We start from the raw sequence: 24,603 nt of genomic DNA, 5'->3' as shown, positions 1-24,603 counted from the left end.
GCACGCTATCGTACGATCTCGGCCGGAACACGGGCACCGATAGGCTGAGCCGGTGATCTCTGCCAGCGCACTGCCGGTTCAGTCGTCGCTGCCGCGCATCCGCGCGATCACCTATCTGACGCCGTTGCGGGAGGGCGGGTCGCTGCCGGCGATCGTCGAGGCGGACGACCTCGGCACGTACGTGGTGAAGTTCACCGGCGCAGGCCAGGGCGCCAAGGCACTGGTCGCCGAGATCATCGTCGGCGAACTCGCTCGGGCGCTGGACATCCGCACGCCGGATCTCGCGTTGATCGAGGTCGCCGGCGAGCTCGGCCGCTCCGAACCGGACTTCGAGGTGCAGGAGTTGGTGCTGGCCAGTGCCGGGTTGAATCTCGCCGTCGACTACCTGCCGGGTTCGATCGGTTTCGACCCGAGCTATCCGGTGCCGGCCGACGAGGCAGCTCGGATCGTCTGGCTGGACGCGCTCGTCGCCAACGTCGATCGCAGCGCCCGCAACACCAACCTGCTGGTCTGGCACCGCGACCTGTGGGCGATCGATCATGGTGCCTGCCTGCGTTTTCATCACGCCTGGGGCGATCCGCAACGCTTCGCCCGCTCCGGCTATCGGTACGACGATCACGTGCTGTCCGGGATCGGCGACCCGCGCAGGGTTCATGATCAACTTGCCGGTCGGGTGACCGCCGAGCTGCTCGATTCGATCACCGCGCTGGTCCCCGATCGCTGGCTGACGCCCGATGATCAACGACCCGATCCGGCCGCGTCCGCGGATGCCGCCACCGCTCGGATCGCCTATCGCGACTATCTGCTGGCCCGACTCGACGCGGCATCGGAGTGGTTGCCGTGACCCTGTATCCGTACAGCTATGCGGTGTTGCGGGCAGTCCCGCGCGTCGAACGCGGCGAGTTCGTCAACGTCGGCGTGATCATCTACTGTCAGGACCTTGACTTCCTCCGGACTGCGGTGCACATCGACACCGGCCGGATCCGCGCACTTGATCATGGAGCCAACGTCGAGCTGATCGAGCACGCCGCCCGGGCGGTGCTGGACGCCTGCGAGCAGCCGGTCGGCAGCAACCGGGAGAACAGCGGTCTGGTGATTAGATTCGGCATGCTCACCGCCCCGCGCAGCACGGTGTTGCAGCCCTCTCCCGTCCACGTCGGGCTGACCTCCGATCCGGCGGCCACCCTTGATCAACTGATGCGGCGACTGGTGTTACCGCCGGATTAATCCGGTGGCCGGCCGGGTTGGCCGCCTCGTAGCCTCCGGTTCATGATCGACGATCCGTACGAGCGTTGCACCCCGTCCGACGAGCTGGTGGCTGAGATCGCCGACCATTATCGCCTCGGCGAAGTACGCGGTTCGGCCGACCTCGGCGGCAGCTGGACCACCAACATCAAGATCGACACGGCGGACCGGGTCGTGGTGGCGAGGATCCATCGGCACTGGACCTCGGCGAGCAGGTTGCACGCTTTGCAGGTCGCCCGGTCGGCGGTCCACGCCGGTGGAGTGCCGACGGTGCTGCCGATCCGAGATCAGCGGGGAAACACCTTCAACCGGCTGGGCAAGGATCGGCTGGTCGAGCTGGAACCCTACGTGGATTGGGACACTCGGATGAACACGCCCGAGCTGTTCCGGATCGGGTTCCCGGTGCTCGGCCGGGTGCACGACGTGCTGCGTACGACGCCGGTGCCGCAGGCCGCGGAGTCGGTCCGTTACGCCAACCACGTGCACTCCTGGCGGGCGGCGGAGCTGACCCAGCTCGGCGCCGACCGGATGCACTGGTGGCAGGACGATGAGCTGCACCGATTCGCCGACGATGTGGTCCGGCACATCGACCAGGTCACTGCACGGGAAGCCGAACTGGCCGATGATCAACTCCGCCAGCTCGCGCACGGTGACTTCTGGGACAACAACGTTCTCTTCGCCGGTGATCGACTGGCCGCGGTGATCGACTTCGACTTCATGGCGTCCCGCTGGCGGATCGACGACCTGGCGCTGACCATCTACTTCTGGTTGCTCGAGCCCGGACGCGGTCTGCCGGACGAGCATGATCAACAACAGGCTCGAACGTTCGTCGACGCATACGACTCCGGCACCGAGCTGCCGCTGTCCCGCGCCGAGCGCCTGGCACTGCCGCTGGCGATCGCCCGGCAGCCTGCCTGGTCAGTCGGCCGGTGGGTGCTCGGCCTCGACGATGATCAAGCCCGTTCGCATGCCCGGTCGTCGGCGCGGGAGTTCCCGGTCGCGGCCAAGGTGCTGGCCGACCTGGACGACTGGCAGCGGGCACTCACCGAGAAGTGAGCTGGCGGGTGCGTTCGGTGTCCGAGGCGGTGATCACGGCGTGTCGGCGGAAGGGCGCCGTCAGCGTCGGCAGCAGTTGGCGCCGGTTGTAGACCATCGCGCCGATCGCCATCGCGGCGTAGACGGCGGCCAGGATCAATCGGCCTTCGGTACCGGGCACCACGAACTGCACCGCGAAGAGTCCCAGCAGCGTCCAGGCCAGCCAGCGGGAGAACTTCAGATCAAGCAGGGCGGCGATGCCGAGCAGGGTCTGGGCTGCGGTGAGCAGGAACTCCTCGATCTGCCGGCCGTCCATCGGCAGCGCGGTCGAACCGCCCCCGGCGAGGTAGGCGATCGGCAGGCTCCCGACCAGCAGCGTCCACTGGTTCACCTTGGCCGAGATCAGCATTCCGATCGCCGGACCGGCCTTGCCGCGTACCGCGAAGATGACCGCGACGATCAGCTCGGGCGCTTCCGAGGCCAGTGGAGCCAGCCACTGGACCAGCAGGAACTGATCGATGCCGAGCACCGACCCGGTTTCCACCAACCCGTTGGCGAACGGCTCGGCGCAGAACAGGATCAACCCGGCCGCGACCACGAACAGGCCGATCACCAGCGGGCGCCGCTGGCCGGCCGGCAGGTCACCGATCCGCGCGGCCGGACCGATCAGCTGCGGGTCGTCGTCGCCCTCGCCCTGAGCGACCCGGACCAGGTAGTAGACGAAGAGTGCGAGCAGCACGACGCCGAGCAGCAGATTGATCTCGCCGGTGATCGGGATGATCAACGACAACAGGGATGCGATCAGCAGGAAACCCAGTTCCAGCCGGTAGCCGACGTCCAGGATCACCGCCCGAACCGGCCGACCGGTCCGCTTGCTGGCCACGGCCAGAGCGACGATCACCACCACCGCCCAGCCGACGCCGAGCAGCAGGCGGTTGGAGCCGGTCATGTTGGCCGCGGCGTAGGCCACGTGGGCCGGATTGCTGCCGGCGGTGTAGGCGAAGTAGAGGTCGACCGCGTACTCGGGCAGGACCACGATCACGGCCAGGATGGCGATCGCCAGTCCGCCGGAGATGTCGTGCTCGGCGGCCTCCGCGGCCCAGGCGAGCATGAACGACGCGCCGACCACCGCCGCGCCGAAGAGCACCAGCGCCAGCGGTGCCGGGATGTGGACGCCGACCAGCCGCACGATCACCGCCGGGGCGGCAACCGCGAGACAGATCAGGACCGGCCGGAGAGCTCGCTGCACCGGGCCATCCTGCCGTTATTTCGTCAGTTACGCAAATGAGGAAGTGCCGAAACGTCGGACACGGTGCGGACCTTGGCCCGCGGTCGCCGTACTCAAGAGAGAATGACCCGGTGATCCCCGACCCGACCGGCCCGCAACTCGACACCGCGGCGCGTACCTTCGCGTTGTTGTCGGCACCGGTGCGGCTGCATCTGGTCGCCCTTGCTTCCGAGGGCGAGTACGACGTGGGCACCCTGTCCGAGCGGGTCGGCGTCTCCATCGCCACCGCCAGCCAGCACCTGTCCAAGCTGCGGTTGGCGGGCGTGGTGAGCAGCCGCCGGGACGGCCGCCGACAGATCTACACCGTCGACGACCCGCACGTGATCACCATGGTCGAGCAGATCTTCGAGCACATCGCCCCCGACGGCACCCTCGCCCCCGACCCGCCGATGCCGCTGCGCCAGATGCTCACCCAATCGGAGTCCCGTCCCTCCGACGGCTCCCGCTGACCCACTTGTCAGCGTTAGGACGCGCTATGGCGCCTTCTAACGCTGACAAGTCGGCGGGGTTATGCGGCTTGGGTGCGGTAGTCGCGGGGGCTGAGGCCGTGGTGGCGCTTGAAGGCGGTACTGAGGGCGAAGGCGCTGCCGTAGCCGACCTCGCGGGCGATGGATTCCAGGGTCCGGTCGGACTCCTGCAGCAGGTCGGCGGCCAGCGCCAGTCGCCACCCGCTGAGGTAACTCATCGGTGATTCTCCAACCAGGGCAGTGAATCGCCGGGCCAACGCCGCCCGGGACATGCCCGCCGCGGCGGCCAGACCGGGCACCGTCCACGGTTCGGCCGGATGATCATGAATCAGCCCGAGCACCGGGCCGAGCTGCGGATCGTCGGTGGCGCGATACCAGCCCGGCGCGTGATCGTGCTGGGCGGTGAACCAGCTCCGCAGGATGTCGATCAACAGCAGGTCCAGTAGCCGATCGAGGACCACTTCCTGGCCGGGCCGTTCCTTGATCATCTCCGCCGACAGCACGTCGACGATGGGGCTCGGCGTCTGCGTCCGCGGCAGCACCACCAACTGCGGCAGCGCGTCCAACAACCGGCGGCTCACCTCGCCCGCGCTGGTGTAGGTGCCGGTGATCATGATCGTTTCCGGGTCGGCACTGTTGCCCCAACTCCGGATCCCCTGGCTCAGCTGATCGGCCAGATCCTCACCCTCCAGCGTGACGCAGCGCTGCCCGGGCAGGATCTTCACCTGCGGGCTGCGGTCCGGCCGGTCGGCGACCAGGTACGGGTCCGGTCCGAGCGCGACCACCGCGTCCCCCGGCTCCAGGCGGGCCGGTTCACCTCGTTCCGGCGTGAGGAAGGCCGAGCCGGTCAACAGCACCACCACGGTCAGCGGGGCCTCGTCCTCGATCCGCATCGACCACGGCCCGCTCATCATCGACCGGAGCAGGAAGGCGCCCCGCGCCCGCGGGCCGTTCAACAGACTGCTCAAGGCATCCATGAGCGCCACCCTACCGCAAGTGAGCGTTTCGATGATGAAGCTGAGCGGCACAACCATGTCGCAACGCTCGGAGTCTTGGTTGAGTTAGGGCCATGACGAACACCACCACGACAAATACCGCCGGCACCGCCGGTTCGACCGCGACCCGTACCGTCCTCGTCCTCGGCGGCACCGGCAAGACCGGTCGCCGGGTCGCCGATCGACTCCGTCGCCACGACGACCTCACGGTACGGATCGGGTCCCGGCGGGCCGAACCGTCCTTCGACTGGACCGAGCCGGCCGGCTGGGCCGCAGCCCTCGCCGGTTGCGACGCCGTCTACCTCAGCTATCAACCCGATCTAGCGGTGCCGGGTTCGGTCGGTGACATCACCGAATTCTGTCGGCAGGCCAAGCTCGCAGGTGTCCGCCGGATCGTGCTGCTCTCCGGTCGGGGTGAGCCGGAGGCTCGGGCCTGCGAGCAGGTCGTCGAGCAGTCCGGCATCGAGCACACCATCCTGCGCTGCAGCTGGTTCATGCAGAACTTCAGCGAGGACTACCTGCTGGACGGCGTGCTGGCGGGCGAGGTGGTGCTGCCGGCGACGGAGGTGCCCGAGCCGTTCGTGGACGCCGACGACATCGCCGACGTCGCGGTAGCGGCCCTGCTCGAGGATCGCCACAAGAATCAGTTGTATGAGCTGACGGGGCCGCGGTCGATCACGTTCGCCGAAGCCGTACGGGAGACAACCCGGGCCACCGGACGCAAGATCAACTACATCACCGTGCCGTTGGACGACTACCTTGCTCAGCTGGCGACGTACGGCGTACCCGACGAGGTCGGGCAGTTGCTCGGCTACCTGTTCGGCACCGTGCTGGACGGCCGCAACGCTGAGCCGGTCGACGGCGTCCGCCAGGCGCTGGGGCGGGAGGCGACCAGCTTCGCCGACTTCGCGGGTCGTACCGCTGGCACCGGCGTCTGGGACGAGGTGGCCCGATGAACGCGCTGACCAAGATCAGTTTGGTGCTGGCCGCGATCACCTCCGGCCTGACCGCGGGTCTGTTCTGGGGCTACGCCTACTCGGTGATGCCGGCCCTGCGAACGGTCGACGACAAGACCTTCGTGACCGTGATGAACAAGATCAACGTGGTGATCCTGAACGGCTGGTTCGGCTTCTGCTTCGGCGGCGGACTGGCGCTCGCGGTGATCGCGATGATCATGGTGCTGATCTCCCGGAACACCGCGGCAATGCCGTGGGCCATTGCCTCGGCGGTGCTTTTCCTGGCCGCGGTGATCGTCACCTCGGTGATCAACGTCCCGCTGAACAACGGCCTGGCGACCGTTGCCGCGACCGCTGACCCCGGCGCCCTGGCAGCCGCCCGGGCACACTTCGAGGCGCCGTGGAACAAGGCCAACGTGATCCGCGCCGGGCTACACACCGCCGCCTTCGTCGCCGGCTGCATCGCGCTACTCGCCTACCGTATCCGCCCCTGACCCGCGTCCTCCGCCGAGTTGTCAGTCGGTGGTTTGGCTATAGGCAAACCACCGACTGACAAGTCGGCTCCTTCGGCGGCGGCGAGGAGTTCGGAGCGGTGGGCGATGGTGGTGCGGTCGCGGCCGTGACCCTGACCGCGGGCCAGCTCGGCGGCGTCGATCCGATGCCAAGCCACAAGATCGAGTGGTGTCACACCGCGGGCGGCCAGCAGGTCCCTTAACTCGTTGATGTCGTGATCGGCGGCCAGTGCCTCGTCGGCGACATCCCGCAGCAGCGCGTGCACCGTCTCCACCGCGTCGGATTTGTTGGTTCCGATCACCCCGGTGGGGCCGCGCTTGATCCAGCCGGTCACGTACTCGTCCGGCGAGAATTCGCCGTCGCGGATCACGTGCCCGCCGGCGTGCGGCACCCGACCGGTCGCAGCCTCGTACGGGACACTGTCCAGCGGGGTGCCCCGATAGCCGACCGAGCGGACAACCAACTGAGCGTCGATCGGCGACAACGGGCCCGCCGCGACCAGTCGACCCTCGGCGTTCAGTTCGGTCCGCTCCAGCTCGACCCGCTCGACGCGATCGGTGCCGATGATCTTGGTCGGCCGGGTCCAGAAGTGCAGGTGGATCCGACGTCCGGCGCCGCTCGGCGTGCGCTGCAGCCAGTCCAGCATCGCGGCCAGGTTCCGGGTGGCGATCTTGTCGGTGTTGATCTTGTCCTGGCTGGCCGGATCAAGATCGAATTCGGCCGGGTCCAAGATCAGATCGACGTCGTCCAGCTTGCCCAGCTCGCGTAGTTCCTTGGTGGTGAAGGCGGTCCAGGCCGGACCACGGCGCGCCAGCAGGTGCACGTCGGTGATCGACTTCTTGGCCAGCACGCCCAGCACCTCGTCGGCCATGTCCGTGCTGTCAAGCTCGTCGGTGTTCTTGATCAACACTCGGAGTACGTCCAGGGCCACGTTGCCGGCACCGACCACCACGGCCTGGGTGGTGTCGGTGATCAGGTCCTCGATCGGGTTGTGTTCGGCGAACCGGGTGTGTTCGGCGATCGGGGCTGCCGACTGCCGACCGCTCGGCGACGTCTCCGGATGGACGTCCGGATTGCCGCAGTACCAGGCGACCAGGTCCGGGGCGGCGATGCTGCCGACCAGTTCCTCACCCGGCACCTCCAGATGCCGATCGCTGGCCGCGCCGTACGCGTAGATCACCGCATCGGTGACCCCACGCAACTCCTCGACACTCAGGTCCCGGCCGATCGCGACGTTGCCGAAGAAGCTGACGTCGTCGCGATCCAGCGTCCGCTCCAGGGTGTTGCGGATGGAGCGGATGCTCGGATGGTCCGGCGCCACCCCGTACCGCACCAGCCCGAACGGCACCGGCAGTTTGTCGATCACCGCCACCTGCACCGGGATCTCGCTCTGCTGGGTCAACGCCTCGGCGGCGTAGATCCCCGACGGCCCGGCTCCGACGACTGCAACCACCAGTGGCTTCATGGGGCCAATCTAGAGGGCGGGCTGCTCGGATCTCTCCTCGCTGTTGTGATCCTCGCCCTTGTGCTCGCCGCCCTTGGTGTCGCCGCCCTTGGTGTCGCCGGTCTTGTTGTCGCTGGACTTGTCGTTGCCCTTGCGGCCACCACGGTTGCGCCGCTTGCGGCCGCCGCCGTGATCATCGCGGGCGCCGCCGTCGGCGAGCTTCGCGTCGGCCACCGGTACGTCGTGCAGCTCGACCCCGCGGCCGTGGCAGTGCGGGCACTCGGTGCTGAACGCCTCGAGCAGTCCGGTTCCGATCCGCTTCCGGGTCATCTGCACCAGGCCGAGACTGGTGACCTCGGCGACCTGATGCCGGGTCCGATCCCGGCCGAGGCACTCGACCAGGCGGCGCAGTAGCAGCTCCCGGTTGTTCGGCAGCACCATGTCGATGAAGTCGATCACGATGATGCCGCCGATGTCGCGCAGCCGCAGCTGCCGGACGATCTCCTCCGCCGCCTCCAGGTTGTTGGAGGTGATGGTGGCCTCGAGGTTGCCGCCGGAGCCGGTGAACTTGCCGGTGTTCACATCAATCACGGTCATCGCCTCGGTGCGATCGATGATCAACGATCCACCGGACGGCAGGAACACCTTGCGTTCCAGCCCCTTGGCGATCTGCTCGTCCAGCCGGTAGTGACCGAACAGATCACCGTCGGCCTCCGCATTCCAGTGCTTCATCCGCTGCGCCAGATGTGGCGCGACATGCTGCACGTACGCCTCGATCGCGTCGTAGGCATCCGACATCGACCCGTTGCCCTGGATGATCAACTCCGCGAAGTCCTCGGTGAAGAGGTCGCGGACGATCCGCAGGGTCAGGTCGGGCTCGGCGTAGAGCAGCTGCGGGGCGTTGCCGCTCTTCACCTTCTTCTCGATGTCCTCCCACTGCGCCTGCAGCCGGTTGACGTCGCGGGTGAGTTCGTCTTCGGAGGCTCCCTCGGCAGCGGTCCGGACGATCACGCTCGCCGACTCGGCGACCGCACCGTCGAGGATGTCCTTCAACCGCTTGCGCTCGTTCTCCGGCAGCTTGCGGGAGATGCCGGACAGGTGACCGCCCGGTGCGTAGACGACGTACCGGCCCGGGATCGAGACGTGGTTGGTGAGCCGGGCGCCCTTGGCGCCGACCGGATCCTTGGTGACCTGGACCAGCACCGTCTGGCCGGACTTCAGCACCTTCTCGACCTTGCGGTCGGAGCCCTCGACCCCGTACGAGTCCCAGTCGACCTCGCCGGCGTAGAGCACCGCATTGCGGCCGCGGCCGATGTCGATGAAGGCGGCCTCCATCGACGGCAGCACATTCTGTACCCGGCCGAGGTAGACGTTGCCGATCAGCGAGTTGGCGCTCTCCCGGTCGACGTAATGCTCGACCAGGATGCCGTCCTCGAGGACGGCGATCTGAGCCAGATCGTCGCGCTGGCGGATGATCATCTTCCGGCTGACCGACTCCCGGCGGGCCAGGAATTCGGCCTCGCTGATGATCGGCGCGCGGCGGCGACCGGCCTCGCGGCCCTCCCGGCGGCGCTGCCGCTTGGCCTCCATCCGAGTCGAACCGTCGATGCCGGTGACCTCGTCGGATGCCTTGCGGGGTTCGCGGACCCGGACCACGACGTCGCTCGGATCGTCGGCCGAACCGCCGGTGTCCTCGCCCGGCGACGGCGCCGACGGCGACGCCGGCGGCGGCTGCCGTCGTGCCCGCCGTCCTCTTCCTGATCGTTCTCGTCCTCGGATTTGTCCTCGTGATCGGACCCGGCCGCGGTCGACTCGGCGGTGGCATCGGTTGCGGTGCCTGCGGTGGCATCGGCGTGGGCGTCGGCGGCGTCCCCGGAGGGCTTCGCCTGCGCCGGTGTATCGGCGGTGTCGCCGTCGTCCTCGGCCTCGGCGCCGTCCGTGTCGGCGGAGTCGTCGGAGTCGTGATCGCGTCCGCGCCGGCGACGCCGTCCACCACGCCGGCGACGGCGGCGACGGTTCCCGTCGCCCTGCCGGTCCTCGCCGCCGTCGTTGTCCCCGGACTCGTCTTCCCCGTCCTCGGCGTCACCGTCATCGCTGTGCGAGTCGGTGCTCTCGTCGGACCCGGCCCGCCGGCCGCGTGCCGCGTTCAGCGCCGACTCGATCGCCGCCTGCAGCGCGTCGGTCTCCACCGGCTCGGACTCGCCCGGCTCGGACTCGCCCGACTCGGACTCGCCCGTCTCGGACTCAGTCGTCTCGGACTCAGTCGACTCGGCCTCGATCGGCTCGGTTTCGGTGTCGGTCGGAGCGGTCACAGACGACTCGGCGACGGTCGACGCCGTGTCGGTCGTCTCCGCACCGGATGTCGCGTCGACCGGCCGGGGCGCCTCTTCGGCAGCGGCGGGTTCTGCCACGGCCGCCTCGGAATCCTCGGCGGCGACCGCCCTGGTGGTCCGCTTACTGGTCGTCGTCTTTCGGGTACGCGACGTCTTCTTCGCCGGCTCGGCCCGGGGCGCTTCGGCCGACTGGTCGGTCTCGGCCGACGGAGCGTCGGAGAACAGCGGCACCGCGACGGGTGCCTCGGCCGGTGTCGGAGCATCGGCGGTGAGTGCCTCGGTGACCGGTGTCTCGGCGGGGATCAGACTTTCGTCGGCCTCGCCCGATGCTGCGGTCTTCTTCGCGGTGGTCTTCCTGGCGGTCGTCTTCTTCGCCGCGGTCTTCTTGGTCGCGGTCTTCTTCGCCGCAGCCGTCTTGCTGGCCGCCTTCTTCGCGGGGGTCTTCTTGGCGGCAGCCTTCTTCGCTGTCTTCTTGGCCGGCTCGGTCGCGGCAGAAGCCTCGGTCGTCGGCTCGGCCGGACTCTCCGGCTGGGCATCGACGCTCGGAGCTGCCGTGGTCGGGACCGTGGTGGTCGGGGGTCCGGCCGGGCGGCTGGCCGCCCGCCGTCGCGGACGCGCGGGCGGCGCGTCGTGATTCGGGATTGCGCCGGTCGCTGTGGTGCCGGCGGTGTTGTTCTCGGGCTCTGAATCGAGCATCCAGTCCTCCTCGGCGCGTGACAAACGCGCCGAATGTCGTACGCGGCGATGTGCCGCAAAGCCTGTCCGGTGCAGAACGCTCCGGGTCAACCTGCCGCGGTCGAGCGACGCTGGAAATGCGCCTGCTGCTCGTCGCGGTCCTGGCTGTCGTGTCCCGGTCGCGAGCTGTCACCCCGCTCGGGACGTGTTCTGCAGATCGACCTCGGACACCGATCGACCTGGATGACCCGGTGACCCGGGCCCACCGAGGGGCCGACCTGCACGTGTCCGTGCCTGCAGTGAGTATCCCACACCTCCGCGCCCCGGCCGGACCAGTACCGGCCGGGGCGCCGCAAAGTCCTCTCGAGCCGCGATCGGCAAGCGGCCCGGCCGCCTCAGAACGGCGCGGTGACCTCGCCGGTGGTGTGGTCGATCTCACCTTGCAGCAGCCGGGTGATCTGTGGCAGATCCGGTGCGAACGCCGGCCGCAGCCGGGTCATCGCCGTCAGCACGTCGTCGGGGCGGACCAGCGGAGTCAGATGCTCGGTCACCACGCTCACCGCGCCGGCGAGCACGTCCAGCCGGACCACCGCGGCCCGCGCGTCGAAGCTGCGCATCCCGTTCTTGGTCATCCGTTCGGTGCTGGCCGATTCGGCGGCCAGGAACGCGGCCGCCGCCTCCTCGATCAACTGCTGGTCGACACCGGGCAGTTCGATCCGCCACAGCGATCCGGTCAGCCGGTCTGCCAGCGACGTACCGTCCGATTCGACCACAGCGAGCACGTCCAGACCGGTCGGCAGCGCGGCATCGAGTTCGTCTCGTACCTTCTCCGGAACGCACACCTCGGCCAGCGCGATCTCCAGGTACTCGGCCTCACTGGCGGCGCCGGTCGGCGAGGCGGTCGCGTACGAGATCCGTGGGTGCGGCGAGAACCCGGACGAGTACGCCATCGGGATGCCGGCCCGGCGCAGCGCTCGTTCGAAGGCGCGGCCGAAGTCGCGATGGCTGGTGAACCGGAGCCGGCCGCGTTTGGCGTACCGAATCCGGAGTCGTTGTACCGGCGGAGCCTGCTGTTCGGGTTGCCGTCGTGCCACGCCCGAACCCTATCGCCGACGCCGCCCGGGACTACCCGGGCGACCCGTCGCGCAGCCGGAAGACGAGCTCGGTCTGCCACTTCGTCAGATCCGGTTCCTCGTCCGGATCGGTCAGGTAGAACTCCAGCCGACAGCCCCACCGATCGCCATCGGGGTCGTCGGTCCGATCCCAGGACCAGCCGCGTTCGTTGCCGTAGGCCAGCAGCGCCGCGGTCGCCTCCATCAGGCTGTCCGGGTGGCCGGTGTTCGTCAGGGTGGCGTACGTCCCGGCCGGCAGCACGCCGCCCCGTACCCGATCGTCAGCGTTGATCGCGGACTCGACGGTGACGCCGGCCTCGATCTCCAGCTCACGCTCCATGTCGATCACGTTGTACTTCCAGAACGGTGGCCCGGTCGGTTTGCCGCCGTGTTCGGCGAGCCAGCCGAACACCTCGCCGTTCAGCGGCGGCACCACCTGGGCGATCTCCGGCATGGGCACGCGCACCCGGATCGCCGCGTACGGCTGCGCGGTGCGTTCGGCCAGCGTCGGTTCGGTCCACATGCCGACAAGCTTCGACCTTCGCCCCCACAGCAGCGCAAGGACCCGAGGTCCCGACCTCGGGCGCCGCCTGGCTCAGCCGCGGTAGAGCTTCTGGCTGTAGTTGTCCTCGTCGTAGTAGGACTTGAGCGTCTCGAAGTCCTCGTCCTTCTTGTCCAGCCGTTTGGCGATCTCGGCACGGGACGGCATCGCGTCCGGCTGCCAGGTCTCCGGCTTCCACAGCTGCGAGCGCAGGAACGCCTTGGCGCAGTGGTGGAAGATGGTGTCGATCTCGACCACCAGCGCGAGCAGCGGCCGGTGCCCCTTGACGATCAGCTGGTCGAAGAACGGGGCGTCGCTGACCAGCCGGGCGCGGCCGTTGATCCGCAGCGTGTCGCCGCGACCGGGGATCAGGAACAGCAGGCCGACATGGGGGTTGGACAAGATGTTGTGGTAGCCGTCGGCGCGCTTGTTGCCGGGCCGTTCGGCGATGGCAATGGTGCGGTCGTCGATCACGTACGCCAGCCGGCCGGCCGGATCGCCCTTCGGCGAGGCGTCGACGTTGCCGTCGGCGTCGCTGGTCGCCACCACGCAGAACGGCGAGACCTTCAGCCACTGCACGTCGAGATCATCGAGCCGATCGCGTTCCTTGTTGACCGTGGCCGGCAACGGGCTGCCGATCAGTTCGGTCAACTGCTCGGCGCTGGTGATCTCGGTGTACGGCTGAGCCTCGGTGCACTGCTGGGTGGGTGCGGACATGTGCGCAACGGTACGGGCAGCCGACAGCTTTGTCGCGCCCATTCCCGGCGTACGACCACGGTCTTGACTTGGGCTGCCCGGCTCGGTCCTGGGTCGACAGATCGGCGCCGGGGCTGCCGGCGATCCCGGCGGATCGACCATGATCATCTCCATGCAGAGCCACTCCCCAGGCCGGCCCGGCCCAGCGCATCGGCCCGGATTCGGCGAACTGACGTGGTACGGCGGCGAGCGCATCGGCGACGTCGAACGGTCGGCTACCTGCGATGCACTCGCCGACCACTTCGCCGCGGGCCGGCTGGGATCGGAGGATCTGGAATACCGGCTGAACCTCGCCGTGCAGGCGGTGACCCGGGATGACCTGCTCCGGCTGACCGCCGACCTGCCGGCTTCCGGTCCGTCGGCCGCCCCGACGGTCCGGCAGCCGACGCCCGGAGGGTTGCAACCGCCGCGTTCCTGGCCCGCGATGAGCGTGCTGGCCGCACTCGGGCTGATCGGATCGCTGCTGATCGCCGGCGGGATGCTGATCGTGCTCGGCCTGGTCTCCCCGGTGTTGTTCCTCGGCGCCTGCGTCGGCGGGCTCGCGGCCGCGGTCGGCGGCGCCAGCGCCGGCTACCTGCTGCAGCAGCACGTCCGGCTCCGCCGTCCCGATGAACCCGAACGGCGATGAGATCTGCATACGCGTTGCGGGATTTCGGCCGATTCGGGCCGATTCAGGCGATCGCGTAGACAAATCTCATCACCCCCGCACCGGTGAACTGTCCGCGGCAGCGGCCGGGTCGGTCGCAGCAGTGCCGGCCGGACGCTCGATCCGGACGCCGTCCGGATGGCGGTGGTGGCGTCCGTACGGCATCAGGACACGGACTACGACGAACTGCTGATGCTCGGGATGCCCCCCCGCTGCTCGTGATCGGATCCGGCACCAGGTCGACGACGTGCTCGCCGGCTGGGCACGCCGTTGACTCGGCACGCCTGCGACCGCCCCACGGGCTCAGATCGGGCGGCCTACTCGGCTGGTCGGCCGGACGGCAGGTCGACCACGCGCAACCCGAGCGAGAGGGCCACCTGACGGAGTCGATCATCGAAGGTCGCCACTCGACCGGAGACCTGCTCGGCGGTCAGCAGCACGCAGCAATCCGGCATCTTCGCGCCCGTACGAGCCCGCAAACGAGCCAACCGCGGCGCGGCGTCATCGGGAAGCTGAGTCGTCGAGATGTCCAAACTTCGTAGGTCCGACAGCATTTGTTCATCACGGTTTTCGCGGGCAGCTCGGACCAACACTTCTGCCTGGTTGATCGGCCCGATCGTCATCGGTTCGTCGGCGTTGTCGGCGAACAACTCCTCCGCCGCCGCGTGGTGGGCGTCATTCGCATCGAACAGTGCGATCAGGACACCCGCATCGAGCGCGATCACTCGGGCCATTCCGCGCGCAACTTCTGCAGATAGTCCTGGTCATACAGGCCGGTGTACGCACCGCTGACCCGGCGCAGTGCCGCTCGCCGAGAGGACTCCAGCTCTGCCGCCTCCGGCTCGATGCTGCGATGACCTTCTTCGATGAGTCGCCGCAGCAGTCGTGCGGGGCGCCCCTGGTCCTCGGGCCACCGTCGAGCAGCAGCGGCCAGCGCAGCGGCGACCTCTGGCGTCTCGGTCACCGGGTAGCGGGGCTTGGTTGTCGGCATGGAGAAAGTGTAACTCCTAGCCACGGTGTCACACCTGGGCTTGTGTTGGGCAACCCAGATCTGCTCCTGCGTTCTTACCAACGTCGCCGCCGGATGGCTTAGGCGGTGACCTTGTGCTTGACCTCGGCGATGGGCAGCAGCTTCTTGCCGGTGGGCCCGATCTGGATGCTGGTGTCCATCTGCGGGCAGACACCGCAGTCGAAGCACGGGGTCCAGCGGCAGTCGTCGAGTTCGACCTCGTCCAGGGCGTCCTGCCAGTCTTCCCAGAGCCAGTCCCGATCCAGCCCGGAATCGAGATGATCCCAGGGCAGCACCTCGGCGTAGTCGCGCTCCCGGACGGTGTACCAATCAAGATCAACACCGGTGCCGGCCAGCCCCTGCTCAGCGGCGGAAACCCAACGAGCAAAGGAGAAATGCTCGTTCCAGCCGTCGAAGCGGCCGCCGTCGCGCCAGACCGCCTCGATGATCTTGCCCACCCGGCGATCACCACGGCTGAGCAGTCCTTCGATGCTGCCGGGCTTGCCGTCGTGATACCGGAAGCCGATCGCCTTGCCGTAGCGACGATCCGACCGGACTTCCTCACGTAGCTTGGCCAGCCGCGAGTCGATGGTGTCCGGATCCGCCTGGCCGGCCCATTGGAACGGGGTGTGCGGCTTGGGTACGAAGCCGCCGATGCTCACCGTGCAACGGATGTCGGAGCGTCCGCTGACCTTGCGGCCGGTGTCGATCACCCGCTTGGCCAGATCGGCGATCGCCAGCACGTCCTCGTCGGTCTCGGTGGGCAGGCCGCACATGAAGTAGAGCTTCACCTGCCGCCAACCGTTCCCGTACGCGGCCGCAACGGTGTTGATCAAGTCGTCCTCGGAGACCATCTTGTTGATCACCTTGCGCATCCGCTCCGACCCGCCCTCGGGGGCGAAGGTCAGCCCGGATCGGCGCCCGTTGCGGGACAACTCTCCTGCCAGATCAATGTTGAACGCGTCCACCCGGGTGCTCGGCAGCGACAGCGAGACATTGCTGCCGTCGTAGCGATCCGCGAGTTGTTTGGTGATGTCGCCGATCTCGGAATGATCGGCACTGGACAGACTGAGCAGCCCGACCTCCTCCAGCCCGGTCTGCTCGATTCCGTTCTGCACCATGGCGCCGACAGTCTCGATGTTGCGTTCGCGAACCGGCCTGGTGATCATCCCGGCCTGGCAGAACCGGCAGCCGCGGGTGCAGCCGCGGAAAATCTCGACCGAGAAACGCTCGTGCACGGTCTCGGCCAGCGGCACCAGCGGCTTCTTCGGATACGGCCAGGCATCCAGGTCCATCACCGTGTGCTTGGCGATCCGGAACGGGACCCCGCTGCGGTTCGGCGCGATCCGCTGGATCCGGCCGTCCGGCAGATAACTGACGTCGTAGAACGTCGGCACGTAGACGCCGCCGGTGGCGGCCAACCGGAACAGCAGCCCGTCCCGGCCGCCCGGCCGGTCCTCGTCCTTCCACTCCCGGATCACGTCGCTGATCTTCAGCGCGATCTCCTCGCCGTCGCCGAGCACGGCGGCGTCGATGAAGTCGGCGATCGGCTCCGGGTTGAAGGCGGCGTGCCCGCCGGCCAGCACGATCGGATCGTCCTCGCGACGATCGACGGTGTGCAACGGCAGCTGCGCCAGGTCGATCGCGTTCAGCAGGTTGGTGTAGCCGAGTTCGGTGGCGAAGCTGACGCCGAGCACGTCGAAGGCGCCGACCGGCCGGTGACTGTCCACACTGAACTGCGGCAGCTGCTGCTCGCGCATCAGCGCCTCCAGGTCCGGCCACACCGCGTACGTCCGTTCGGCGAGGATCCAGTCCTGCTCGTTCAGCACCTCGTAGAGGATCTGCACGCCCTGGTTCGGCAGCCCGACCTCGTACGCGTCCGGATACATCAGGCACCAGCGGACGCTGGTCGACGACCAGTCCTTGACCACACTGTTCAGCTCGCCGCCGACGTACTGGATCGGCTTGCCGACCTTCGCCAGCAGCGGCTCCAGCCGCGGGAAGACGGATTCGGGAGCGGGGCCGCCCCGGGCGGAGCCCGATTCCGGTGTGATGGTCAGCTCAACAGTCATAACAGGGTCAGCGTAACGATTGCCGGCCCGAATCCGGGTCTCGTCGGAACCGGCAGTCCGCTCAGCCGATCGCCGGATCGAGCCCGAGCAGGCCCTCGATGGACAGGCAGGAGATCAAGCAGCGCTCCTTGCGGTCGGCCAGCAGCCGCGCGGTCCAGTCGGTGAAACCGCCGTCGCCCAGCTCTGCTCCGTCGGCGTGGATCAGCAGTGCGCCGGACGTGTAGTAGCCGCGCGCTCGGGTCCGCTCCGGGTCGGGGACCCAGTCGAGTTGATCCTCACCGGGCACGTGCAAGGCGGGGAGCACCGTGTCGGTGAACCGTTGATCCAGCACCGGATGGTCGAAGATCGAATAGCCGATCTGCGCCGACCGCCGGGGCAGCACGTTCCGCAACACTCGTTGCCAGTAAGCCAGATGAGCGATCAGCAGCTCGGCCTCGGTCCGCCCCGATCCCCGGTCGCGGGCGCTGGAGACCAGCGCGAACAACTTGAAGTGACTGCTCCAGCCGCTGGGAAACTGCTGGTTGCGCAGCAGCCGATGGCAGGCTGCCAGGTGTACGGGACGGTCCGGGTCGGCCCGGCGTCGGGTGGCCGCCTCGAGCGCGAGCACGTTGGTCAGATCGCTGACGACCTCGCTGTTGCGGATCGTGCTCAACACCCGGTTCTGATCGGCCGCGCCGAGCGCCTTACAGGTGCCGAGTGGGGTGACCGGCGACAGTTCGAGCCCCTCGAACGTGTCCGGCAGCAGTTGCCACAGCCGCGCTTCCGGCCCCGACGCCCGCCGCGGATCGATCGCAGCAGGGTGGACGAACCGGTCGGACTTCCACCGCTGCATCAGCCGGGCCGGCGCGACCGCACCGGCCCGATGCCGAGTCACCTCCAGCAGCAGACTCTGCAGATCGGTCGGCGACAGCTGTTCGGTCAGGGCGTGCCGGGCGCCCTCGGGCAACTAGGACCAGATTCGTCCTGACGGACCTTCGTCGGCTGGCATGGGGTCAAACCTGTCAGGACGGTCGAGGCCCGGCCACCCGTTTTACTCTTCGCGGCTCCGGGGATCGTCCGGCCTGACTTCCTCGAAGGCCGGGTCGGAGTCCTCGTCCTCGTCGGACGGGCCGGTGACCAGCCGGAAGCCGGCACCGGCCAGGTCTGTGTCCAGTTCGTCGGGTGCGGTGAGGTCGGTACGGAATTGCCGGGTGCGGTACGCGGTCCGGGCCACCAGGTGCGCCGAGATCGGCGCGGTCAGCAACTGCAACGCGGCCACCAGGACGAGTACGCCGATCACCCGGACGTCCCGCAGCGACAGCCCCAGCCCGGTCAGCAGCACGATCAGCCCCAAGGTCTGCGGCTTCGTCGCCGCATGCATCCGGCTGAGCACGTCCGGCAGCCGGATCAGCCCGATCGCCGCGATCAGGCAGAGCAGGACGCCGATCAGCACAAGGGCCGCGCCGATCAGGTCCAGCACTCCCGCCTGCGGGCTCATGGTCGCTCGCCCGCGTCGTCATGATCATCGGCCGAGCCGTCATCGTGATGGCCGACGAAACGATCATGATCATCGGACCGGGCATCGGCGTCGTCCCCGACGGACACCAGTCGCGGCGCCTCCCGGGCGGCGACCAGCCGGGCCACACTGACCGCACCGGCGAAGCCGACCAGTGACAGCACCAAGATCACCGGCAGCGTGGTGGTGTGCCGGTTGATCACCTCCTCGATCACCAACCCGGCGATCACGATCGCGATCAGCACGTCGGTGGCGACCACCCGGTCGAGAATGCTCGGCCCGCGGGCGATTCTGATGATCGCCAGCAGAGCAGCGGTGCCGAGCGCGAGGATGCCGATCGCACTGATCACCTGGTGCAGTGTCAGCACACTCATCGTTGCTCACCTCCCGGGCCGTTCGCCGTCTGATCGGGCACGCCGGGCATCGGCGCACCGGTCTTCAGCGCCTCGATCTCGGCCCGCGTCCCGAAGGCGCGGATCACTCTCGCCTCGTTGGTGCGCACGATCCGGCGGGCCAGTTCAAGATCATCCTCACCGCGGACGTTCAACACGTGCAGGTAGAGCGTGCTGGTGGATCGGCGCGCCTCGACCACCAAGGTCCCCGGGACCAGCGACACCATCTCCGCGGTCTGGGTCAGGTAGAGGTCGGACCGGCTGCGCAGTTGCACGCCAACGATCGCGTTCCGGGGCTGATCTCCGAACCGGAGGATCAAGATCACCACCGCGACGCTGGAACGCACCAGGTCGAAGATCAGACTCGCCAGCAGCCGGGCAAGCCCGATCGGCCGGAACCGACCTGCCCCGGCGATCGACGGCAGCGGGAAGACCAGCCCGATCAGCACGCCGAGCAACGCGCCGGCGACCACGTTGAAGATCGACAACTCGCCCCACAGCAGCACCCAGATCAGCGCACACATGATGATCATCGGCGGATGGAAGCGCGCCCGGGTCTTCCGTTCGGCAGACTTCCGCGGCGTGATCATCGGACGCCCTGGGGCAGCACGGCGCGGATGTAGTGCGCGGTATCGAGCAGGTCGGCGGCGGCCCGGTCGGCGTACTGATACAGCGGGCCGGCGACCACGGTCAGCCCCAAGCCCAGTGCCACCAGCACTCCGGCGGTGATCACGTTCGTCCTGGACGAGGTCGCGGTCGCGATCAGCACCGAACCGTCCGAACTGTCGAGTTCGGACGAGGACGGCACCGGATCGCGCCGCCGCACGCTCGCCGGAACCGAACGCCAGAAGGCACGGTTCCAGATCTTCGCCATCGCGTACAGGGTGAGCAGGCTGGTCAGCACGCCACCGGCGACCAGCAGATAGGCCAGCCAGCCGCCGTTCTCGATGCCGCCGCGCAGCAGCCCGACCTTGCCGATGAAGCCGCTCAACGGCGGGATCCCGGCCAGGTTCATCGCCGGGACGAAGAACAGCACGCCGAGCACCGGCGCGACACCGGCCAGCCCGCCAAGATCATTCAGCGACGTACTGCCGCCGCGTTCCTCGATCAGCCCGGCGACCAGGAACAGCGTGGTCTGGATGGTGATGTGATGCACGGTGTAGAAGATCGCCCCGGCCAGACCGGCCTGGCTGGCCAGCGCGATGCCGAAGATCATGTAGCCGATGTGGCTGACCAGAGTGAACGACAACATTCGTTTGATCTCGGTCTGTGCGACCGCGCCGAGGATGCCGATGATCATGGTCAGCAACGCGGCGATCATCAGCAGGTCACTGAGATGCCGGTCCGGGAAGAGCAAGGTCTGGGTGCGGATGATCGCGTACACGCCGACCTTGGTGAGCAAGCCGGCGAAGACAGCGGTGACCGGCGCCGGCGCGGTCGGGTACGAGTCCGGAAGCCAAGCCGACAAAGGAAAAACGGCCGCCTTGATCGAGAACACGATCAACAACAGGAACTGCAACACCGCCTGCAGCTCACCCGGCAGCTCGCCGAGCCGGATCGACAAGTGGGCCAGATTGACCGTGCCGGTCGCAGCGTAGATCACCGCCAGCGCGATCAGGAACAGCGTCGAGCTGAGCAGATTGACCACCAGATAGGTGGTTCCGGCCCGGACCCGCTCGCCGGTGCCGCCGAGCGTGATCAACACGTACGAGGCGAACAGCAGCATCTCGAAGCCGACGAAGAGGTTGAACAGGTCACCGGCCAGGAACGCGTTGGTGACCCCGGCACTCAGCACCAGGAAGGTCGGGTGGAAGATCGACACCGGCGTCCGGCTCTGCAGCTCCGTCCGGTCCGAGCTGACCGAGAACACCAGCACCGACAGCGTCATCACCGCCGACACCAGCAACATCAACGCCGACAGCCGATCGGCGACCAGCGCGATCCCCAGCGGACGCGGCCAGTCCCCTACCCACAAGACGATCGGGCCACGGGTCGACGTCAGGTAGACCAGGCTCGCGGCGATCACCACGGCGACACCGAGCACCGAGATGGACGCCGCCCGCTGCGCCCGGGGCAGCCGGCCCAGCACCAGGGTCAACGCGGCGCCGAAGAGCGGCAGCAGCACCGGCAGGGCCAGGATGTTACTCATTCGTCCGCTCCTTCCGGCTCGATGATCTTGCCTTCCTCGTCGGCGATCTCGTGATCGGATTCGTCGTAGCTGTCCGAGGCTTCGTCCTCTTCGGCCAGCCGGCGGATCCGGGCGTCCTCGACATCGTCCTGGACCTCGTCGTGCCCGTTCAGCTGGAAGCTCCGATACGCCATGGTGAGCAGGAAGGCGACCATGCCCAGGGTGATCACGATCGCGGTCAGCACCATCGCCTGCGGCAGCGGATCACTCATCCCGGTGCCGGCGATCCCTCCGGCGCCGAGGATCGGAGCCCGGCCGGCCTTGCCGGACGCGACCAGGAAGAGCACCGCGACACCGTTGGAGCTGAGCAGCACCCCGAGCAGGATCCGGGTCATCGCCCGTTCGGTCAGCAGATACACACCGGCTGCGATCAACGCGCCGGCGACGATGATCAAGGTCAGGTTGCCGTTCATCGTGACCCCCGACGTCCGGTGTTGCGGGTACGTCCGGCGTCAGGGGTCTCGGTCACCCATGCTGCCGGACGCTGTCCCGGCGCCCGGTGTTCGCGAGCCTGCCGATCGATGCCGGCGCCCAGGCTCCTGATCAGGTCCAGCATCACCCCGACCACCACCAGGTAGACGCCGATGTCGAAGAACACCGAGGTGACCAGGTGGATGTCGCCGAGCAGCCACAGATGCAGATCGACGGCGTAGCTCTCCAGGATCCGGCCGCCGAACGGCATCGGCGCGACCGCGCTGAGCACACTGATCACCAAACCGCCGCCGAGCAGCTTGCCGGCGTCGATCGGTGCCGCCTCGGCCAACTCGCCCGCTCCCCCCGCCAGGTAACGGATCGCCAGCGCCAGCCCGGTGATCAACCCGGCCGCGAAACCGCCGCCGGGCGCGTTGTGACCGGTGAGCAGCAGATACAGCGAGCACAAGATCATCACCGGGAACAGCAGCCGGGTCATCACCTCGAAGATGATCGAACGGCTGAACGGCGACAGGGATTGGTCGCCGCGCAGCCAGGTCAACCGCTGGGCGGCTGCCGGGCCTCCGGCCCGTCCGACCTGCTCGGCCGACGGACCGCCGGCGCGCTGCGGCCGCTGCGCGCCGGGATTGCGGGTGGACAGGAAGATCAGACTCGCCACCCCGGTGGCGGCCACCATCAGCACCGAGATCTCGCCCAGGGTGTCCCAGGCCCGGGTGTCCACCAGGGTCACGTTGACGATGTTCTTGCCGTAGCCGAATTCGTAGGCGTACTTGGCGTACGCCCGCGACACCGGCTCGGCGGTCCGGCCGGAGATCGCCACCCAGCCGGCCAATGAAGCCACTGCGCCGACGCCGAGCGCGAGCAGCAATCGCCACCACCGCGACGATTTCAGCGGCCGGTCGGAGAAGTACGGGCCGAGCTTGCGCAGCACGAGGGTGAGCACGATCAACGTGACCGTCTCCACCAGCACCTGGGTCAGCGCCAGATCGGGTGCGCCCTGGAGCAGGAAGAGGAAGGCAACGCCGTACCCGGTGACGCCGACCAGCAGGATCGCCTTCATCCGGCCGCGCGCCTTGCCCGACAGCACCGCAGCGGTGATGATCAACGCGCCGACCACCGGCTGGGCGGGATAGTCGTACCAGTCCCACTGCTGCGGCCAGGTGCCGAGGAGCACCAGCGCCGAGCCGGGAAACAGCACCACCACCAGCGCGATGGTGCCGAGATAGACCGGCAGCGAACCGCGCTGGGCCAGGGCGGTGACCTCTACCGCGGTCCGGTCCACCCCGCGCATGATCTTGGCGTACGCGGTCTCGGCGTCACCCAGGTGCGGCAGGCTCGCCTGCAGTGCGGCGAACCGGCGCCGGTCGGCGAAGATCGCCAGACCGAACGCGATCGCCAGCACCGACAACCCGAGTTGCGGCGTGAATCCGTGCCAAAGCACGAGCTCACCGGGCTCGCCGACCGGCAGCGTACGGGCATAACCGTCGATCAGGTGACTGATCGGCTCGGCCAGGAAACCGAACCCGAGCCCGAGCACCGCCGGAATCGCCGGCATCAGCCAGAAGCCGAGCGACGGCACCCGGAAAGCGGTCGCCGGTGCGGCGGTGGCGACACCGGACGCGTCGCCCGGCTCGACGATCTTCTTGGTCGCGAACGCGCCCCAGATGAAGCGGGCACTGTAGGCCACCGTGAGCACCGAGCCGGCCACGATCGCGATCAACACGATCACTCCCACCGAGCTCGGCAGGCCGGTGCCGTCCCCGCCGTCGGCCAGGCCCAGCAGCGCTCCGAGACCGGCTTCCTTGGCCACGAAGCCGAAGGTCGGCGGGATCCCGGCCATCGACGCGGCCGCCAGGATCGCGACGATCGCCAGCACTGGCATCTGCCGGCCGATCCCGGACAGCCGGCGCAGATCCCGGGTGCCGGCCTGATGATCGACAATGCCGACGATCATGAACAGCGCGGACTTGAAGAGTGCGTGGCCGACCAGCACTGCACAGCCGGCCAGCGCCGCCGACTGGGTGCCGATGCCGATGATGGTGATCATGAAGCCGAGCTGGCTGACCGTGCCGTAGGCCAGCAGCAGTTTGATGTCGTGCTGACGCAGCGCCCGCCAGCCGCCGAGCAGCATGGTCAGCGGGCCCAGCGTCAGCAGAATCGGCCGCCACAGAGCGGTGCCGGCGAACGCCGGGGCGAGCAGCGCGACCAGGTAGGCACCGGCTTTGACCATCGCCGCGGCGTGCAGGTAGGCACTGACCGGAGTCGGCGCGGCCATCGCCCCGGGCAGCCAGAAGTGGAACGGCACCAGCGCCGACTTCGACACCGCACCGACCAAGATCAACGCGACCGCGATGGTCACCGCGGTCCCGGTCGGCGGATGGGCCAGCAATTCGCGCAGTTGATAGGTGCCGGCGCTGTGACCCAGCATCAACAGGCCGACCAGCATCGCCAGCCCGCCGAAGGTGGTGACGATCAGAGCCGTCATCGCTGCCCGCCGGTTGGCGTCGCTGGCCGGATTGTGGCCGATCAGCAGGTAGGAGAAGATCGTCGTCAACTCCCAGAACACGTACGTCATGATCAGGTCGTCGCTGCAGACCAGGCCGAGCATCGCGCCGGCGAAGGCGAGCAGGATGGCGGCCGTCCGGACGGGGATCCCGTTCGGCTCCGCCGACTTGGTCGAATGGTCGAAATACCAACGGCAGTAGAGCAACACGAGGGTGCCGATGCCGCTGACGATCAGGCCCAGGATCCATTCCAGGGTGCCGATCGAGATCGTCACCTCGATGTCCAGCGTCTTGATCCAGGTGACCTGCTCGAACACCGTCCGCCCGGCCATGATCACCGGCGACTGACCGAGCAGCCAGCAGAACGTGATCAACGGCGGCAGCGCAAGCACGAAGAAGGCGCGTTGCCGGAGCCACCGCGCGAGCAGCGGCGTGAACACAGCGACGCCGAAATGTACGGCGATCAGCAGCAGCAATGGGTTGCCTCTCGTCGTCGGAACGTGGT

Annotated in this window: 23 protein-coding genes and 2 pseudogenes; 8 read left to right on the top strand and 17 right to left on the bottom strand. The window is 68.2% G+C overall.

Annotated features, from left to right (window positions below):
- The first annotated feature begins 52 nt into the window (after positions 1-52).
- Genes FOE78_RS08595 through FOE78_RS08585 form a run of 3 tightly spaced genes read left to right on the top strand, consistent with a single transcriptional unit; the run spans position 53 to position 2,301 of the window.
- Positions 53-844 (top strand): HipA family kinase, encoded by a 792-nt coding sequence (locus tag FOE78_RS08595; protein ID WP_228266110.1) that lies wholly within the window; start codon positions 53-55, stop codon positions 842-844.
- On the top strand, positions 841-1,227 hold the full coding sequence (locus tag FOE78_RS08590) for a DUF3037 domain-containing protein (RefSeq protein ID WP_143985915.1): 387 nt from the start codon (positions 841-843) through the stop codon (positions 1,225-1,227). Before FOE78_RS08595 ends, FOE78_RS08590 begins: the two co-directional genes overlap by 4 nt.
- Positions 1,228-1,269: 42 nt before the next feature.
- A complete protein-coding gene (locus FOE78_RS08585; protein ID WP_143985914.1) occupies positions 1,270-2,301 on the top strand; it encodes a phosphotransferase enzyme family protein in 1,032 nt (343 codons plus the stop codon).
- Here FOE78_RS08585 and FOE78_RS08580 read toward each other — a convergent pair.
- The gene (locus FOE78_RS08580; RefSeq protein WP_143985913.1) at positions 2,288-3,529 is read right to left on the bottom strand and encodes a sodium/calcium exchanger protein; all 1,242 of its coding nucleotides are present in this window, start codon (positions 3,527-3,529) and stop codon (positions 2,288-2,290) included. The genes FOE78_RS08585 and FOE78_RS08580 overlap by 14 nt on opposite strands.
- A 110-nt stretch (positions 3,530-3,639) precedes the next feature.
- Between FOE78_RS08580 and FOE78_RS08575 the strand changes: the two genes are divergently transcribed.
- Positions 3,640-4,017: an ArsR/SmtB family transcription factor gene (locus FOE78_RS08575; protein WP_228266109.1), complete on the top strand. Its 378-nt coding sequence runs from the start codon at positions 3,640-3,642 to the stop codon at positions 4,015-4,017.
- 59 nt (positions 4,018-4,076) lie between these two features.
- On the opposite strand, the gene FOE78_RS08570 is transcribed toward FOE78_RS08575, so the two are convergent.
- On the bottom strand, positions 4,077-5,012 hold the full coding sequence (locus FOE78_RS08570) for an AraC family transcriptional regulator (protein ID WP_143985911.1): 936 nt from the start codon (positions 5,010-5,012) through the stop codon (positions 4,077-4,079).
- Between the two features lie 92 nt (positions 5,013-5,104).
- Between FOE78_RS08570 and FOE78_RS08565 the strand changes: the two genes are divergently transcribed.
- Entirely contained in the window at positions 5,105-5,986 is an 882-nt protein-coding gene (locus FOE78_RS08565; RefSeq protein WP_143985910.1) for an NmrA family NAD(P)-binding protein, read from the top strand.
- Complete coding sequence (locus tag FOE78_RS08560; RefSeq protein WP_143985909.1) at positions 5,983-6,480, top strand: anthrone oxygenase family protein; 498 nt, start codon at positions 5,983-5,985, stop codon at positions 6,478-6,480. The genes FOE78_RS08565 and FOE78_RS08560 overlap by 4 nt, the downstream gene beginning before the upstream one ends.
- Here the strand turns inward: FOE78_RS08560 and FOE78_RS08555 are convergent.
- The 5 genes and pseudogenes from FOE78_RS08555 to FOE78_RS08535 form a co-directional block, all read right to left on the bottom strand.
- On the bottom strand, positions 6,462-7,964 hold the full coding sequence (locus tag FOE78_RS08555; protein ID WP_143985908.1) for an FAD/NAD(P)-binding protein: 1,503 nt from the start codon (positions 7,962-7,964) through the stop codon (positions 6,462-6,464). The two genes, FOE78_RS08560 and FOE78_RS08555, sit on opposite strands and share 19 nt — an antisense overlap.
- Positions 7,965-7,973: 9 nt before the next feature.
- A pseudogene (locus FOE78_RS08550) lies at positions 7,974-10,918 on the bottom strand (Rne/Rng family ribonuclease).
- A gap of 428 nt (positions 10,919-11,346) precedes the next feature.
- Positions 11,347-12,045, bottom strand: a complete 699-nt coding sequence (locus tag FOE78_RS08545) for a TIGR03936 family radical SAM-associated protein (protein WP_143985907.1) — start codon at positions 12,043-12,045, stop codon at positions 11,347-11,349.
- Positions 12,046-12,076: 31 nt separating this feature from the next.
- On the bottom strand, positions 12,077-12,586 hold the full coding sequence (locus tag FOE78_RS08540; protein ID WP_143985906.1) for a GyrI-like domain-containing protein: 510 nt from the start codon (positions 12,584-12,586) through the stop codon (positions 12,077-12,079).
- Positions 12,587-12,658: 72 nt separating this feature from the next.
- A complete protein-coding gene (locus tag FOE78_RS08535; protein ID WP_143985905.1) occupies positions 12,659-13,321 on the bottom strand; it encodes a pyridoxamine 5'-phosphate oxidase family protein in 663 nt (220 codons plus the stop codon).
- Between the two features lie 139 nt (positions 13,322-13,460).
- Here FOE78_RS08535 and FOE78_RS08530 point away from each other — a divergent pair, with 139 nt between their 5' ends.
- Positions 13,461-13,988 (top strand): DUF1707 SHOCT-like domain-containing protein, encoded by a 528-nt coding sequence (locus tag FOE78_RS08530; protein ID WP_143985904.1) that lies wholly within the window; start codon positions 13,461-13,463, stop codon positions 13,986-13,988.
- A gap of 153 nt (positions 13,989-14,141) precedes the next feature.
- A pseudogene (locus FOE78_RS24760) lies at positions 14,142-14,228 on the top strand (DUF2293 domain-containing protein); the annotation flags it as partial.
- 95 nt (positions 14,229-14,323) lie between these two features.
- On the opposite strand, the gene FOE78_RS08520 reads toward FOE78_RS24760, so the two are convergent.
- The 10 genes from FOE78_RS08520 to FOE78_RS08475 all read right to left on the bottom strand — a co-directional run bounded on the left by FOE78_RS08520 (position 14,324) and on the right by FOE78_RS08475 (position 24,574).
- A complete protein-coding gene (locus tag FOE78_RS08520) occupies positions 14,324-14,740 on the bottom strand; it encodes a type II toxin-antitoxin system VapC family toxin (protein WP_143985903.1) in 417 nt (138 codons plus the stop codon).
- Positions 14,728-14,997, bottom strand: coding sequence for a hypothetical protein (locus tag FOE78_RS08515; protein ID WP_143985902.1), 270 nt, complete (start codon positions 14,995-14,997; stop codon positions 14,728-14,730). Before FOE78_RS08515 ends, FOE78_RS08520 begins: the two co-directional genes overlap by 13 nt.
- A gap of 98 nt (positions 14,998-15,095) precedes the next feature.
- On the bottom strand, positions 15,096-17,087 hold the full coding sequence (locus FOE78_RS08510; protein ID WP_143985901.1) for a TIGR03960 family B12-binding radical SAM protein: 1,992 nt from the start codon (positions 17,085-17,087) through the stop codon (positions 15,096-15,098).
- 61 nt (positions 17,088-17,148) lie between these two features.
- On the bottom strand, positions 17,149-18,033 hold the full coding sequence (locus FOE78_RS08505; RefSeq protein WP_228266108.1) for a hypothetical protein: 885 nt from the start codon (positions 18,031-18,033) through the stop codon (positions 17,149-17,151).
- A gap of 84 nt (positions 18,034-18,117) precedes the next feature.
- Positions 18,118-18,564, bottom strand: a complete 447-nt coding sequence (gene mnhG, locus FOE78_RS08500) for a monovalent cation/H(+) antiporter subunit G (RefSeq protein ID WP_143985900.1) — start codon at positions 18,562-18,564, stop codon at positions 18,118-18,120.
- Positions 18,561-18,956: a monovalent cation/H+ antiporter complex subunit F gene (locus tag FOE78_RS08495; RefSeq protein ID WP_143985899.1), complete on the bottom strand. Its 396-nt coding sequence runs from the start codon at positions 18,954-18,956 to the stop codon at positions 18,561-18,563. The genes mnhG and FOE78_RS08495 overlap by 4 nt, the downstream gene beginning before the upstream one ends.
- A complete protein-coding gene (locus tag FOE78_RS08490; RefSeq protein ID WP_143985898.1) occupies positions 18,953-19,564 on the bottom strand; it encodes a Na+/H+ antiporter subunit E in 612 nt (203 codons plus the stop codon). Before FOE78_RS08490 ends, FOE78_RS08495 begins: the two co-directional genes overlap by 4 nt.
- Positions 19,561-21,123, bottom strand: a complete 1,563-nt coding sequence (locus tag FOE78_RS08485; protein ID WP_143985897.1) for a Na+/H+ antiporter subunit D — start codon at positions 21,121-21,123, stop codon at positions 19,561-19,563. Before FOE78_RS08485 ends, FOE78_RS08490 begins: the two co-directional genes overlap by 4 nt.
- On the bottom strand, positions 21,120-21,575 hold the full coding sequence (locus FOE78_RS08480) for a Na(+)/H(+) antiporter subunit C (RefSeq protein WP_143985896.1): 456 nt from the start codon (positions 21,573-21,575) through the stop codon (positions 21,120-21,122). Before FOE78_RS08480 ends, FOE78_RS08485 begins: the two co-directional genes overlap by 4 nt.
- On the bottom strand, positions 21,572-24,574 hold the full coding sequence (locus FOE78_RS08475; RefSeq protein ID WP_143985895.1) for a Na+/H+ antiporter subunit A: 3,003 nt from the start codon (positions 24,572-24,574) through the stop codon (positions 21,572-21,574). Before FOE78_RS08475 ends, FOE78_RS08480 begins: the two co-directional genes overlap by 4 nt.
- Between the last annotated feature and the right edge of the window lie 29 nt (positions 24,575-24,603).

Source organism: Microlunatus elymi (assembly GCF_007362775.1).
In the GTDB taxonomy this organism is placed as follows: Bacteria; Actinomycetota; Actinomycetes; order Propionibacteriales; family Propionibacteriaceae; genus Microlunatus; species Microlunatus elymi.
Note: the sequence above shows the minus strand (reverse complement) of the source record. Positions and strands in the feature narration are given on the sequence as shown.

Bases quoted from the DNA above. Each gene is read 5' to 3' on its own strand.
- FOE78_RS08530 (WP_143985904.1), top strand. From the start codon at position 13,461: ATGATCATCTCCATGCAGAGCCACTCCCCAGGCCGGCCCGGCCCAGCG.
- FOE78_RS08560 (WP_143985909.1), top strand. From the start codon at position 5,983: ATGAACGCGCTGACCAAGATCAGTTTGGTGCTGGCCGCGATCACCTCC.
- FOE78_RS08480 (WP_143985896.1), bottom strand. From the start codon at position 21,575: ATGAACGGCAACCTGACCTTGATCATCGTCGCCGGCGCGTTGATCGCA.
- FOE78_RS08565 (WP_143985910.1), top strand. From the start codon at position 5,105: ATGACGAACACCACCACGACAAATACCGCCGGCACCGCCGGTTCGACC.
- FOE78_RS08535 (WP_143985905.1), bottom strand. From the start codon at position 13,321: ATGTCCGCACCCACCCAGCAGTGCACCGAGGCTCAGCCGTACACCGAG.
- FOE78_RS08520 (WP_143985903.1), bottom strand. From the start codon at position 14,740: ATGGCCCGAGTGATCGCGCTCGATGCGGGTGTCCTGATCGCACTGTTC.
- FOE78_RS08555 (WP_143985908.1), bottom strand. From the start codon at position 7,964: ATGAAGCCACTGGTGGTTGCAGTCGTCGGAGCCGGGCCGTCGGGGATC.
- FOE78_RS08490 (WP_143985898.1), bottom strand. From the start codon at position 19,564: ATGATCACGCCGCGGAAGTCTGCCGAACGGAAGACCCGGGCGCGCTTC.
- FOE78_RS08495 (WP_143985899.1), bottom strand. From the start codon at position 18,956: ATGAGTGTGCTGACACTGCACCAGGTGATCAGTGCGATCGGCATCCTC.
- FOE78_RS08585 (WP_143985914.1), top strand. From the start codon at position 1,270: ATGATCGACGATCCGTACGAGCGTTGCACCCCGTCCGACGAGCTGGTG.
- mnhG (WP_143985900.1), bottom strand. From the start codon at position 18,564: ATGAGCCCGCAGGCGGGAGTGCTGGACCTGATCGGCGCGGCCCTTGTG.
- FOE78_RS08540 (WP_143985906.1), bottom strand. From the start codon at position 12,586: ATGTGGACCGAACCGACGCTGGCCGAACGCACCGCGCAGCCGTACGCG.
- FOE78_RS08515 (WP_143985902.1), bottom strand. From the start codon at position 14,997: ATGCCGACAACCAAGCCCCGCTACCCGGTGACCGAGACGCCAGAGGTC.
- FOE78_RS08485 (WP_143985897.1), bottom strand. From the start codon at position 21,123: ATGAGTAACATCCTGGCCCTGCCGGTGCTGCTGCCGCTCTTCGGCGCC.
- FOE78_RS08570 (WP_143985911.1), bottom strand. From the start codon at position 5,012: ATGGATGCCTTGAGCAGTCTGTTGAACGGCCCGCGGGCGCGGGGCGCC.
- FOE78_RS08510 (WP_143985901.1), bottom strand. From the start codon at position 17,087: ATGACTGTTGAGCTGACCATCACACCGGAATCGGGCTCCGCCCGGGGC.